At 46.3% G+C, this 12,136-nt stretch carries 7 protein-coding genes and 25 tRNA genes; 28 read left to right on the top strand and 4 right to left on the bottom strand.

Going from position 1 to position 12,136, the window contains the following annotated elements; all coding sequences use genetic code 11:
• Window positions 1–303: 303 nt before the first annotated feature.
• Window positions 304–492 carry a hypothetical protein gene (locus tag QUA04_RS26655; RefSeq protein WP_333262933.1) on the top strand — a complete coding sequence of 63 codons (189 nt, stop codon included), beginning with the start codon at window positions 304–306 and terminating at the stop codon, window positions 490–492.
• Window positions 493–577: 85 nt separating this feature from the next.
• Here QUA04_RS26655 and QUA04_RS26650 read toward each other — a convergent pair whose 3' ends face one another.
• The 3 genes from QUA04_RS26650 to petM all read right to left on the bottom strand — a co-directional run bounded on the left by QUA04_RS26650 (window position 578) and on the right by petM (window position 2,776).
• Window positions 578–1,495, bottom strand: coding sequence for an NAD(+) kinase (locus QUA04_RS26650; RefSeq protein WP_333262930.1), 918 nt, complete (start codon window positions 1,493–1,495; stop codon window positions 578–580).
• A 1-nt stretch (window position 1,496) separates the two neighbouring features.
• A complete protein-coding gene (locus QUA04_RS26645; RefSeq protein WP_333262927.1) occupies window positions 1,497–2,474 on the bottom strand; it encodes an NmrA family NAD(P)-binding protein in 978 nt (325 codons plus the stop codon).
• A gap of 197 nt (window positions 2,475–2,671) precedes the next feature.
• Window positions 2,672–2,776 carry a cytochrome b6-f complex subunit PetM gene (petM, locus tag QUA04_RS26640; RefSeq protein ID WP_071587849.1) on the bottom strand — a complete coding sequence of 35 codons (105 nt, stop codon included), beginning with the start codon at window positions 2,774–2,776 and terminating at the stop codon, window positions 2,672–2,674.
• 104 nt (window positions 2,777–2,880) lie between these two features.
• Here petM and pdxA point away from each other — a divergent pair, with 104 nt between their 5' ends.
• Both pdxA and QUA04_RS26630 read left to right on the top strand, forming a co-directional pair.
• Window positions 2,881–3,945 (top strand): 4-hydroxythreonine-4-phosphate dehydrogenase PdxA, encoded by a 1,065-nt coding sequence (gene pdxA, locus QUA04_RS26635; protein WP_333262924.1) that lies wholly within the window; start codon window positions 2,881–2,883, stop codon window positions 3,943–3,945.
• 120 nt (window positions 3,946–4,065) lie between these two features.
• Complete coding sequence (locus tag QUA04_RS26630) at window positions 4,066–7,677, top strand: OmpA family protein (RefSeq protein ID WP_333262921.1); 3,612 nt, start codon at window positions 4,066–4,068, stop codon at window positions 7,675–7,677.
• A gap of 219 nt (window positions 7,678–7,896) precedes the next feature.
• On the opposite strand, the gene QUA04_RS26625 is transcribed toward QUA04_RS26630, so the two are convergent.
• Entirely contained in the window at window positions 7,897–8,721 is an 825-nt protein-coding gene (locus tag QUA04_RS26625) for a biotin--[acetyl-CoA-carboxylase] ligase (RefSeq protein WP_333262918.1), read from the bottom strand.
• 495 nt (window positions 8,722–9,216) lie between these two features.
• Here QUA04_RS26625 and QUA04_RS26620 point away from each other — a divergent pair.
• From QUA04_RS26620 to QUA04_RS26500, 25 genes are all read left to right on the top strand, one after another.
• Window positions 9,217–9,290: transfer RNA gene (locus QUA04_RS26620), tRNA-Asp, on the top strand.
• A 132-nt stretch (window positions 9,291–9,422) separates the two neighbouring features.
• A tRNA-Glu gene (locus QUA04_RS26615) sits at window positions 9,423–9,497 on the top strand.
• A tRNA-Cys gene (locus QUA04_RS26610) sits at window positions 9,498–9,571 on the top strand.
• A 102-nt stretch (window positions 9,572–9,673) separates the two neighbouring features.
• Window positions 9,674–9,769: transfer RNA gene (locus tag QUA04_RS26605), tRNA-Met, on the top strand.
• A 3-nt stretch (window positions 9,770–9,772) separates the two neighbouring features.
• A tRNA-Trp gene (locus QUA04_RS26600) sits at window positions 9,773–9,847 on the top strand.
• A 6-nt stretch (window positions 9,848–9,853) separates the two neighbouring features.
• A tRNA-Glu gene (locus QUA04_RS26595) sits at window positions 9,854–9,930 on the top strand.
• Between the two features lie 4 nt (window positions 9,931–9,934).
• Window positions 9,935–10,016: transfer RNA gene (locus QUA04_RS26590), tRNA-Tyr, on the top strand.
• 34 nt (window positions 10,017–10,050) lie between these two features.
• Window positions 10,051–10,125: transfer RNA gene (locus tag QUA04_RS26585), tRNA-Arg, on the top strand.
• A gap of 4 nt (window positions 10,126–10,129) precedes the next feature.
• Window positions 10,130–10,216 (top strand) — tRNA-Ser (locus tag QUA04_RS26580).
• A 4-nt stretch (window positions 10,217–10,220) separates the two neighbouring features.
• Window positions 10,221–10,293, top strand: a tRNA-Phe gene (locus QUA04_RS26575).
• Between the two features lie 6 nt (window positions 10,294–10,299).
• Window positions 10,300–10,374, top strand: a tRNA-Asn gene (locus QUA04_RS26570).
• 10 nt (window positions 10,375–10,384) lie between these two features.
• Window positions 10,385–10,463 (top strand) — tRNA-Gln (locus tag QUA04_RS26565).
• Between the two features lie 5 nt (window positions 10,464–10,468).
• Window positions 10,469–10,542: transfer RNA gene (locus QUA04_RS26560), tRNA-Gln, on the top strand.
• Between the two features lie 29 nt (window positions 10,543–10,571).
• A tRNA-Leu gene (locus QUA04_RS26555) sits at window positions 10,572–10,648 on the top strand.
• 23 nt (window positions 10,649–10,671) lie between these two features.
• Window positions 10,672–10,752 (top strand) — tRNA-Leu (locus tag QUA04_RS26550).
• A gap of 4 nt (window positions 10,753–10,756) precedes the next feature.
• Window positions 10,757–10,829, top strand: a tRNA-Pro gene (locus QUA04_RS26545).
• Between the two features lie 4 nt (window positions 10,830–10,833).
• Window positions 10,834–10,909: transfer RNA gene (locus tag QUA04_RS26540), tRNA-Leu, on the top strand.
• A gap of 51 nt (window positions 10,910–10,960) precedes the next feature.
• Window positions 10,961–11,034 (top strand) — tRNA-Leu (locus tag QUA04_RS26535).
• Window positions 11,035–11,129: 95 nt separating this feature from the next.
• Window positions 11,130–11,201 (top strand) — tRNA-Thr (locus QUA04_RS26530).
• A 2-nt stretch (window positions 11,202–11,203) separates the two neighbouring features.
• Window positions 11,204–11,280, top strand: a tRNA-Thr gene (locus QUA04_RS26525).
• 5 nt (window positions 11,281–11,285) lie between these two features.
• Window positions 11,286–11,356 (top strand) — tRNA-Gly (locus QUA04_RS26520).
• Between the two features lie 59 nt (window positions 11,357–11,415).
• A tRNA-Gly gene (locus QUA04_RS26515) sits at window positions 11,416–11,487 on the top strand.
• Between the two features lie 5 nt (window positions 11,488–11,492).
• Window positions 11,493–11,567 (top strand) — tRNA-Val (locus QUA04_RS26510).
• 6 nt (window positions 11,568–11,573) lie between these two features.
• Window positions 11,574–11,646: transfer RNA gene (locus QUA04_RS26505), tRNA-Arg, on the top strand.
• A gap of 333 nt (window positions 11,647–11,979) precedes the next feature.
• Window positions 11,980–12,053: transfer RNA gene (locus QUA04_RS26500), tRNA-Arg, on the top strand.
• Window positions 12,054–12,136: the final 83 nt, after the last annotated feature.

The raw sequence follows: 12,136 nt of genomic DNA, 5'->3' as shown, positions 1-12,136 counted from the left end.
TCAACGGAAAAACTTTGGGGTTCCCACTTTTCACAACTGATAAAAAAATTCCACCCACATCTGCGGAATGTGGGTTTCAACAGAAGACTTTCAGAAGCTAAATCCAATTCTAAGTCAGCGATGGAAAAGTATTTGTCAAAAACTTGACATGCAGAATTAAATATATTGGAGCTAACTTTTCGTCAATGTCTTGTCTAACAAACCCCTTGCAGCGGACGGTTATAAGCTATTAATAGAAAATATAAGGCTTCTTGCCGCCGCTGAAGGGGATCGTTATCTCGTAAACGCTGCCTGACCTTGAAGATGATTCGGAAGCTCGATCGAGAATTAAAGATTCCGGTGGATAAACGTCGCCCTACATTACCAACACTAATTGCTGCTTTATTCTACGATTTATCAACAGATAAAGAAATCAAAAGCCCTTCAATCGGTGAAAAACGGGAACGGGAATTGCGGTCAGGAGTGATTATGATTGCGATCGACTACAGCTAGAACTTGATACGATATCTACGAGCAAGCCAACTGGTTGAGGCAACAATCCCCGTACCTTTAGGCCGGGGAGTGTCAACAACAACTATCAAGGCAACTCAACGGAACTCGGTTTAGCAATGTGAGGCAAGCCCCAGCCCAATTTTTCCCGCAAAATGTGGAAAAACTCAAAAGATTGCACCCGAATAAACCGGGCTTGGTACGGAGCTCGCTCGACTTGCACCCAATCCTCCGGCAAAACATAACATCCGCCGTTACCGTCTACCACCATTACCAGGCGGTTCGGACTCGCCGGCAAAATCTTGATCGGCTCAGTGTTAGAAAACACCAAAGCCCTCGAAGCCATTGAATGCGGGCAAATAGGCAGCAACTGCAGCACCGGCACTCCCGGAATGATGACAGGGCCACCGGCAGAAAGGGCGTAAGCTGTCGATCCCGTCGGAGTCGAGATAATTACCCCATCTGCGGCAATGTCCACAGATGCGTGCTGACCGATCGCCACTTCAAAATGACACATACAAGTCAGCGGTTCCCGGTGCAGCACCATTTCATTGAGACAAAGGGCTTCCCAGAGGCAGTCGTTTTCTCGAAACAGCCGCACCGCCAGCATCGATCTTTCTTCTATTTCGTATTCTCCGGCGATCGCCTTTTCCAAAGCTTGCGGCAGCAAGTTCAGGTAAGTTTCTGTCAAAAAGCCCATGTGACCGGTATTGACAGTCAGCAGCGGCACTCCGATGGGAGCAACTTGGCGAAATGCCGACAGCACCGTACCGTCGCCGCCCAACACCACTGCAAACTCCATGTCGCTGTCAAAACCGGGGGGGACGAGTTGGTCGATCGGAGTGTGGCACATCGGGCGAGAAGGGCTAGAATAGCCCAGAATTCCCCCGGAACCAGAAACCGAGCAGACCTCCCAGCCGCGGGCAGTCAGCTTGTCTTTCAACTCTGCGGCGATGCGACAAGCCACAGGTTTAACGTCGTTGTATATAATCCCAGCTTTCGGCACTTTAAAATGTAAAGGGCATCTTTTGTTTACTCCGTTTTTTCGTCTTAAGCTGCTCGTACTCTATTTCCTTGAGCTTCTTCATAATCAGATTAAAGTATTCTTCGAGATAAGATTCCAAAGTAGTAGTTTCTTTGGGGTCGATTCCGAAGACACTGTAAACATCATCCATCGGAGCTTTCAAGGGTTTTCCGGCCGCCAAAACTTCTGAAAAAGCCAATCTGTCAGCTACGTTCCAACTCCACTGAAAGAACTTAGCAAATTGACGAGTAGCCTTCAACAAGGCGTCTGGGGTGCGCGTAATTTTGGCTTGCTTCCCTGACAGCCGTTCGCACAACCGCACGATTTCGTCAGCATCCCAAGCGCGATTTCCCACAACCGGGAAGCTTTTTTTCTCGGTTTCGGGAACGGAAAGGGCCCGGACGGCAAATTTAGCAACGTCCTGAGTGTTCATGTAGGCAAGGGCGGATGGCTTGTTGGGCAGCCAGACTGCCTGATTGTCCAAAATCGGCATAGCATACAGGCTCACCAGTCCTTGCAAAAAGCCGCAAGGTCTCAAGATTGTGTAGTCTAGACCGGATTCTGCTAAGAACAATTCGGTACAGCGCTTGATTTCCAACAAGGGGACTTGAGGATATTTCTCAGCGTCGAGAAAGGAAAAGAATATGTAACGCTTGATGCCTGCTGCTGCTGCTGCTTGGATCAGCGATACTTTTCCGTCCCAGTCTACTCTTTTGACGCTGACAGAATCGGCTGCACTCGCTGTTGCTGCATCGATAATAGCACTGACGCCTTCTAGGGCCGGAGGCAGACTGTCTGGCTGGCAAAGGTTCCCCGGTACGAGTTCAGCGCCCCATTCTTTCAAAAATGCAGCTTTTCTGTAACTTCTGACTAAACAGCGCACCTGGTAGCCCTCGTCTAGGGCGCGGCGGGCTATTTGGCGGCCGAGAGTGCCGGTGGCACCTAAAATCAATAAAGTCATCTAGGGATTAATTATGAATCTTAAACTTTCTATAAGATGGTATCAGGTTTTTGTTAAGTTTGTTATAAAAACTTAACAAAAACCTGAAATTTTCTCATTTTAGGCTTGAGATATTCGGAAGAATGCTGGCTTTCGGCAGAAAGTAGACTCTAGAAGGCAGAAGGTAGAAGGCTTCTGAAGGATTGGTTGAAAAAAACTTATTCTTCGCGGCCTTGCAATTTGAGCAGGAGGAAGCCTCCACCTATACCCACGAAAATTAGGGAAAAGGACAAAAAGGCTGCAGTGAAAATTTCAGGATTCATGATTTTATATGTCCAATTGGGCGATCGCATTAAATAAAGATAATATAATTTGGGGCAAGCAGGTACATGAATGCTAAAATTTCAGTGCCGAAATTCCTGTAATTTTGTTGGAGAAAACTGCCTTGAGTCTCGATCGGGAATCAAAACTAGCTGTAACTCTGGGAGATCCGGCGGGAATTGGCCCGGAAGTGATTCTCAAGGCATTGGCAGATCCCGCTGCTGGTTTGAGGGTAACGGTTATAGGTTCTAGGAGAGTTTTGCAGGAAACTTACGATAAGTTGCGATCGAGCAATCCCCCAGCAGAAGCGGCAAATCCCGAAACATTAAATATTATTGATATTGAACCAGACAGCAAGTGGGGCGAAATTGTCCCCGGTGTCGGGAGTGCAGCTAGCGGGGCCGCTAGCTTTGCTTACATGGAAAGTGCGATCGCCCGTACCCTCGCCGGCGAATTCTCCGCCATCGTGACAGGCCCGATTTCCAAAACTTGCTGGCAGGCGGCCGGTTACAATTATCCCGGACAAACAGAACTCCTCGCAGAAAGGGCAAAATCGCAGCGATTCGGAATGCTGTTTGCCGCCACATCTCCACACAGTGGCTGGACGCTCGTAACTTTACTCGCTACCACACATATTTCCCTGCGTCAAGTCCCCGATGCTTTGAGTCCAGAATTACTGAGTGAAAAACTAGAATTACTGATAGACTGTTTGCGGGAAGATTTTGGGCTAGAAAGACCGAAAATTGCGATTTCTGGCTTAAATCCTCACAGCGGCGAAAATGGCAAGCTGGGAAATGAAGAGCAAGACTGGATGATACCTTGGTTGGAAACGCAGCGCGATCGCTTTCCTCAAGTTCAGTTAGACGGGCCAGTCCCCCCCGATACCCTGTGGGTAAAACCGGCTAAAGTTTGGTACGGTTTAGCCAAGGAAGCTCACGACGGTTACTTGGCAATGTACCACGACCAGGGGTTGATTCCAGTAAAATTGATGGCTTTCGATAAAGCAGTCAACACTACAATTGGCTTGCCTTTTGTCCGCACCTCTCCGGATCACGGCACAGCTTTTGATATTGTAGGTCAAGGGATTGCAGATGCCTCCAGCATGAAGGCAGCATTGCAGTTGGCCGCCCAGTTGGCTAGTCGCAGAACAGCAGTTAAAATAAGGCGATAGCTTTAGTACGCCTGACGCTGGGAAAAATTGTGTCATTCCTATTGATTGTCGCTGGGGTGAGGCGGCAAGCAAGCTGGTAATTTCCTTCGGTCGATTAAAATCACGTTTGGGTAGGGCAGTATGGCAGCATCAAATGACAATTTACGCAAAAGATATCAGTCAGAAAAAGAGGTTTCTGATGCAAGTATAGCAAGTTCTAAAGCTGGAGAGCAACTTCAGGAATTGCTAACCATACTGACTGAATTTCAGTTATTAAAAAAATCCAAAAAAGAGCCAATCGATCTGAAATTACCGCTTTCGGAAAAGTCTGTTCAGCGATTAGAGGATGAGGAAAATCGGCGCCAACAATTGTCTTTCCTGATCGAATCACCGAGTATTGTACCGGAAGTATTAAGTAACGATGAAGAGATACCATCTCAAAGACGAGAAAACAATAATGAGGAAGCCGATTTATCTACATCCGGGAAAGTAGCTAAAAAAAGTCGGCCGTCGGAGGAAGAATTAGAACAAGCAGTAGAGGAGTTTAAGCGGTTGCAACAGTTGCTATTTGAAAGGGATTTGCCGGAATTTTACAGTAATGTTTTGAGCGTGGAACAAAGGTTAGAAAATTTTGAGAAGCTGATGTCTCAACCAGAAGAGTTGATGGTTTTACTGAAACCGTTAATTCCTGAGCTAGTGAGAGAAGAATTAGAGGAGTTGAAGTCGGAATTAAAAAAGGCGATGGAACTCGCGAGCAATAATAAAATTAATCGCATCGAGTTGGAGGCAAAATTAGCAGATTGGGAAAATCAAATTGCTAACTTGAACCAGCAGCCACTGCCGAATACAGAACACTTAATCAAACGGCTGATGCCAGTGGTGGGCGATCTGCTCAACCGTAAGGTAGAGGAGTCTAAGTTAGAGGTAGCTTCCGCGATCGCACCGAGAGTCAATCAAGTAATTCACAATCAAAACGGACTTGAAGAACACGTAGTAAGAATTGAAGATAGAGTTGCGAATATTCAGCAGCGTTACCAACAGCTACCGGAAGATTTAATCAAGCAGCTAGTACCAGTAGTTAGCGAATTGCTGAGCCGCAAAATTAGTGAATTAAAGTTAGAGGTTGTAGAAGCTGTTGCCCCCTCAGTACAGGTAAGAATAGCTTGGGTAGAAATAGAAGAAAAAGTATTGAGCATCATCGAACGCCGACTGGCTACGCAACAGTCGCCAATTCAGAAGCCAGAAGAGATAATGGCGATGCTAATGCCGGCAATAACTGATTTGCTGAATCAGAAAATCGATGAATCAAAATTACAAGTAGCAGCGACGATCCAACCTTTGATAGAATCAGCACTTCTTCAAAGAGAAGTTCAAGGCAAATTGAGCGACGTAGAAAGTAGACTAAATAATCTTCAGCGACAGCAAAAATCTCAGCCGGAAGATATAATGGCAAGGTTAATGCCGTTAATGATTGAGTCGCTGAACCGGAAAATCGAGGAGACAAAGTTAGAGGTGAGAGAGGCGATCGCACCTGGTGTCAACACGGCTATTCAAAACAGCGGTATTGCAGCACAAATATTAAATAATGAAACTAAGATTGTCGAAGTTCAGCAGCAAGTTTTAGCCGAGATAGAAGGGTTGATGGCAAGAATAATGCCAGTGATTGTAGAGATGCTGTCCCGAAACATCGGGGAAGCAAAGCTAGAGATAGAATCGGCCATCGCCCCCGCTGTCGATGCCATCATTCAGAATAAAAGGATTGATCAAAGACTCGGGAAGATCGAACAAAAAATTGTCGCGATCGAACACCGGATTTATGAATCGACAGACTTGTTTACCGATTTACTGAAACCTTTGATTGACGAGCTGATGGTTAGCCATCACGCCCAACTACAAAAGTCGGTCATCGAATCTATTTTACCATTGTTAGATGAAGTTGTAAGTTATAATTACAGACTCAACGATAAAGTAGGGGAACTCGATCGCAAAATTACTGATGCTGAATGGGGAGGCAATCGGGAAGAATTACTCGCCCGAATTAAAATCATGTTTCCCGAAATGATGCTCCAAACCATTAATGAGTCGAGACAATCATTTGTCGAAACCATAGCTCCCATAATTGATGAAATAATTAATACCAAAACCCGAGAAAATCGACAATCGATGGGAGTAGCCATATCGCCGGCTCTGACTGTGGGAATCAGCCACAGAATGAGTGAATCGCCCGATGAAATTGCAATGGCGATCGCGCCAGAAATGGCCGCCGCTATCAAACAGCAAATTCATCTCAAGCGAGAAGCAATGTCGGATGCACTTTATCCGATCATCGGCAGCACGATTTTAAAATACATCGCCGAGATGATGCGGGAGATTAATGAAAAAGTCGAATCAGCTTTAAGTCCAGAGGGAATTAGCCGCAAAATTAAAGCCAAAATACAGGGCATTTCTGAAGCAGAATTGCTGATGAAAGAAACAACACCACTGAGTGTGAAAGCTGTCTTTTTAATTCAAGCAGGATCGGGCTTAGTAATTTCAGCAGTGCAGAAGTCTGAACGCGAACAGCTAGAATCAGAGATGGTAGCGGGGATGTTGACTGCTATTCGGGCTTTTGTCAACGATTGCATATCTCAGTCTGGAAATATTGCAGAAATTGATGCAATAGAATATGGCACATCTACGATCGTACTGGAAGTTGCGGGTTCGTGTTATCTAGCAGTAGTCATGCAAGGAGAAACCCGCCAGTGGTTTAAGTATAAAATGCGAGCGATATTCAACAATATTGTTCAAGAATACGGAGCTCTAATTCAGTCATTCAACGGCGATCCAGCAACTGTGCCACCAGAAGTAAACTCGAAATTGCAAAAATTAATCGATACAGAGGTAAAAGTTAAATCTCGTAAACTTCCAATTTTACCCATTATCGGTTTGGCAGCGTTAGGTTTAATTGGCGTACCTTGGGGAATTCATCAATACCGCAGGGGAGTTGCAGCGAGCTTAGAAGCAGATACAAATTTAGCATTACAATCTGCGCCGGAGTTATCAGTTTATCGCCTCGCGGCTGATGTTAAAGATAAAGTATTGGAGATTTCGGGACGAGTGCCGAATCAAAATCTGCGATCGAAAGCGGAAAAAATCGCTCAGCAAGCGGCTCCACAATCAAGAATTGAAAATAAAATTATAGCCGTTGAAGTACCTCCCGATCCAGTTTTAGTCGAAGCCGATGTCAAGCGGACGGCAGCTCTTTTGAATAAAGTAGAAAGCATTAATATCTCAGCTCGCTATGCAGAGGGAAAAGTCGCCGTTGCAGGCAGCGTGAGCAAAGTGCCAGATGCTCAGAAAATAACTCAAGCTTTTGAGAAAATTCCGGGCGTGAAGTCTGTAACAAATACAGTGATAATAGGAACTCCACCGCCACCAAAGATAATAATGCCAGTTCGCGTGTATTTCGGTGCAGGTTCGGCAAGTTTGCAGGCGAAAGATGTAGCAGAAAAGCTTAGCAAAGTCAAGGAATATATGGATAAAAATCGCACGAAGAATTTAAGGATAGTTGGCTACAGCGATTTTAAAAGCACTCCGGCCGAAAATCAAAAGTTGGCACTGGAAAGGGCGACAAATGTGAAAAATATTTTGGTTAGACAAGGGATAAATGGCAACAGAATACAAGTTGCTTCTACTAAGGGTCGTCCCGAAGGTGTGGAGGCAAATCAACCGCTGTGGCTGAGCAGATTGGTAGTATTTGAGGTGATAAATTAAAATTGGGAATTGGTAATTGGGAATTGGGCATCGGGCATCGAGCATTGTTAATTCGGAATTTTCCCTAATGACTAATGACTAATGACTTCTTTGTCTTAATTTATAGTAACTGGCAAGAAGGTTAGGACACTTTTTATCGCTGAAAATATTGCTCTGACTCCCTTTCCCTTCTTCCTTCTTGCTTCTTCCTTCTTGCTTCTTCCTTCTTGCTTCTTCCTCTTAAATTAATCTAACTCGCCCGGAGGTAAAGGCTTGTATTCGATCGCCCGCCAAGCATACTAACAAGCGGCCGCATCCGTCAATGCCGGCGGCTTCTCCGCAGATGGTTTCCGAGGAAAGTTCGATCGCCACCGGGCAGCCAATCAACCCATCGCGGCGGCGCAATTCCGGCAAAAGTAGCGCTAAACCGGACTTGGAGGCTGGCTTGTCTGTGGTAGAAAACATATCAGCTAGTTCGAGTAAATAGTGCCGCAGTCGATCAAGCAAACACAGTTCATCTGGTACTGTACTAGCAATAGAATGCAAGCTTACGGCATTGCCGAGCTCCCTTTCATCCAATCCCGCAGCCGCGAAATCTACGCAGCGGTTGAGTCCAATTCCCACAACGGCGCGAGTTTTGCCAGAAACATTGCCGTTGGTAGCTTCGCAGAGAATTCCGGCTAATTTGTGGCGATCGATCCAGACATCGTTTGGCCATTTCAGGCGCAGCATATCGCGACAGTCGGGAACCAAATCTTCGATCGCGTAAATCACAGCTAAACCCGCTGCTAAACTGAGCCCCGGCAACAGATTGGGGTTGAGGTTGTCGAGTACAAAACTAACAGTCAAGACACCGCTTGGGGCGTGCCAGGTGCGCCCGTGTTGGCCGCGCCCGCTGGTTTGTCGCTTGGTAAATACTGCATCTCCGTGGTGGAGTTGGGCCGCGCGGGCGATCGCCCAACTGTTGGTACTCGGACAGGTATCCAACGAGTGTAGCCAGTGAGGGAGGTTTGGGCGATCGGGTTCTGTGGATGCGGGCACGGGAGTTAAGGGCAATTCAGACAAGCTTTGATTTGTAGTATTTGATATCTAAAAGCTGATTATCGCATTTTCCAGAAGTGCCACCTCGCGCGACGGCGAGAATTTAGACAAATTGCAGTGTAGTACAGTTTCAGCATCAGATTTACCTTACGCCACAACCTCTGTTTAGCAGCAAAACTATTGACTTATAAGGATTTGGGGGAATGCAGAGGGTTGGTTGGAGCGATCGGCACCCCTTTAAAAAACCCAATTTAAAAAAAAGTTGTATTACCCCCTTGACAGTCTTGTAATACGCAATGTAATATAAATGTATGGCGAAGGGGAAAGAGCTTCAAAACCTTACCCCACGAGCAACATGAACCTTGAAAACTGAATAGGAAGTTAATCGTGTCACATAATTGTGGACATTGGCGGTGTAGACTCCGGCAACAATAGCCCGATCGGGTTGTAGTACGCGGAATCAACCGCCACCCCGTCCCAACTTGAGTAATTCAAGGACAGAATATTGTTCATTTTCGCGGGGGTATAGCTCAACCGGTCAGAGCAGTCGCCTGTCGAGCGAAAGGTTGCGAGTTCAAGTCTCGTTACTCCCGTCAGTCGATTTTAGATTTTAGATTTTAGATTTTAGATTTACTCCACAGGAGAAGAATCTGGGAATTGGAACTAGGGTCTAAAATCCACACCTCCTGTCGGAAAGCAAGTATCCGTTTTTCGGCGGGGGTCAAAGTCCCGTAGGCAAAAGTCAAGCCGTCTCCCCCTCAAGGAGAAGATTGCGAGTGCAAACCTCGTCGGGACTCCCAGGTTAGGTGGCCGAGTGGTTGAAGGCGTCGGTCTGCAAAACCGAATTGCGCGGGTTCAAATCCCGCCCTAACCTCTGTTCCCAATCAGAAATTAAAAAATAGAAATTAAAAGATTAAACTAACAGTCTTTTAATTGATTTTTTTAACTTTGAAAAGGAACGAAGCGAAAGTGACATTGCAGCGTAGCTTAATGGTAAAGCGCCAAGTTCATACCTTGGTCAATGCGGGTACCGCTTCGCGGAAGCAAGCTACAAATCCCGCCGCTGCCACCAAAAGCAGGGATGGTGTAACTGGCAACACTCTGGTCTCCAAAACCAGCATTCTGAGTTCAAATCTCAGTTCCTGTGCCAATTTATAGTGCTGTAGGCAAATGGTTTAAGCCGCTTGGTTTTCACCCAAGTGATTGCGGGTTCAACTCCCGTCAGCACTTCCAAACTGGGTCGGCCCTCCTATTGGCGTGGGTAGCTGTCTGTAAAACAGTAGCTTAAAGCGTTGCTGGTTCAATTCCAGCCCGACCCATTTGTAACTGCATTTAATATGCAGTTGCAATCTTGAGAACGTGGTGTAACTGGATAACATCTCAGTCTACGAAACTGAAGATTTGGGGGTTCAAATCCCTCCGTTCTCGCTGTGGAGAGGTGGCCGAGTGGCTTAAGGCGCTTTCCTGCTAAGAAAGAGCGGTTTAACAGCCGTCGAGGGTTCAAATCCCTCCTTCTCCGTTTTCCCCCGATAGCTCAGTTGGTAGAGCGCTTGTCTGAAGAACAAGAGGTCGTCAGTTCGATACTGACTTGGGGGATTGCGTTGCCTTATAGCTCAATGGTAGAGCAAGCGGTTGTTAACCGCTAGGTTGTAGGTTCGAGTCCTACTGGGGCAGCCATTTTTTAAATTGCCGGGTAGACAAATTGGTAAAGTCGCCTATCTCTGAAATAGGAGTTTCTGTAGGTTCAAAGCCTACCCCGGCACCCAATTATTGGGAAGTCGCCTAATCGGCATGGCACCGCTCTTTGAAAGCGGCAAAATGCAGGTTCGATCCCTGCCTTCCCAGTTCTGCTATTACCAAAGCAGAGCAATTACACTCCTGTAGCCCAATTGGCAGAGGCCGCAATTTCAAAAATTGTGTTGTGTGAGTTCAAATCTCACCAGGAGTACCAAATTTTTAACTAAGTTTCTACTTGCTCCTGTGGCGGAATTGGCAGACGCGGCAGACTTAAAATCTGTTTTATTTTGAGTGTGAGTTCGAGTCTCACTAGGAGCATGAACGGGATGTAATTCAGCGGCCAGAAGCCATGCTTTGGGAGCATGGAGTCGTTGGTTCAAATCCAACCATCCCGACTTTACCCCTGTGATGTAATTGGAAAACATCACTCGCTTAGAACGAGTGTTTTTTGCAGGTTCGAGGCCTGTCAGGGGTATGAGGTTTTATTCAATCTCAAATCTCAAATCTCAAATCTCAAATCGGTTTTGCCCCTGTAGCCCAATCGGTAGAGGCGCTAGATTTAGGATCTAGTTAGTGCTGGTTCGATGCCAGTCAGGGGTATTTGGTGACATCGCGGGTGAAGTAGCCTGGGTAGGCTTGGAGGTCTCATAAGCCTCTTAATAGCAGGTTCAACTCCTGCCCCCGCCACCAAAAATGCAGGTGTGATGTAACTGGCAACATGAGGCTCTTGTAAAGCTTTCTTGCGAGTTCAAATCTCGCCATCTGCTGTGCTGGTGTAGCTCAATTAGGCAGAGCAACTGATTTGTAATCAGTCGGTTGTAGGTTCAATTCCTATCACCAGCCCCACAATTGCGGATATGGTGTAACGGTAGCATTCGAGTCTTCCAAACTCTAGGCACGAGTTCGAGCCTCGTTATCCGCTTGGTTAAACGAGAGGTTTTTTCAATCGAAAATCTCAAATTTCAAATCACAAATCGGTTTGCGGGTGTGATGTAAAGGCTAGCATCTGAGTATGCCATTCTCAGCGCATGGGTTCGAGTCCCATCATCCGCTTTTGTAGTCCTGTAGCTCAACGGTAGAGCGTTTGCCTTACAAGCAAGATGTTGCAGGTTCAAATCCTGTCAGGACTACCAATTTATGGGAGTGTAGCTCAATGGATAGAGCGCCGCGCTTCGGACGCGGATGTTGTGGGTTCAAGTCCTGCCACTCTCGTTGTTTTTACTTTAATTTAAGGAGGTTGATTCCATTGAATGGATAATTTTTTATATTAAGAGCGATCTCCCTTTGCGTGTCCCAATCTTTGGAGCCTACATACTTTAGTACGAGAGGAAAGGTAACGCTGTCAAAATCAGCGGGCGTTTGAGAACGAGGAGTGCGATGAACCCGGCAGGTTGGCTTGAAGGTAGCCATCCTTTAAAGAGTGTGTAATAACTCATCGGCGGAGTCCCTCTAGTAACTGAGAAAACGCAATGCTCTGATAACTTGCACGTCAAAGTGCGTGAAGCGCAGCTATCCCGTAGGGAATCGCGCATTAACAAAAAACATGGGAGCGTAACTCAACTGGATAGAGTGTCGAGCTTCTACCTCGAATGTTGTGGGTTCAAGTCCTACCGCTCCTGCTGTCTGCAGGGTGGATTAATTGTCAAAAGAGTAAACCAGTGGGGCAAGGCTATTTGCTGACAATCACGCGCCAGATTTAATT

Origin of the sequence: Microcoleus sp. S13_C5 (genome assembly GCF_036700845.1) — a bacterium.
Classification (GTDB): domain Bacteria; phylum Cyanobacteriota; class Cyanobacteriia; order Cyanobacteriales; family Microcoleaceae; genus Microcoleus.
The sequence above is the reverse complement of the archived record's forward strand: the minus strand, read 5'-3'. Positions and strand labels throughout refer to the sequence as shown.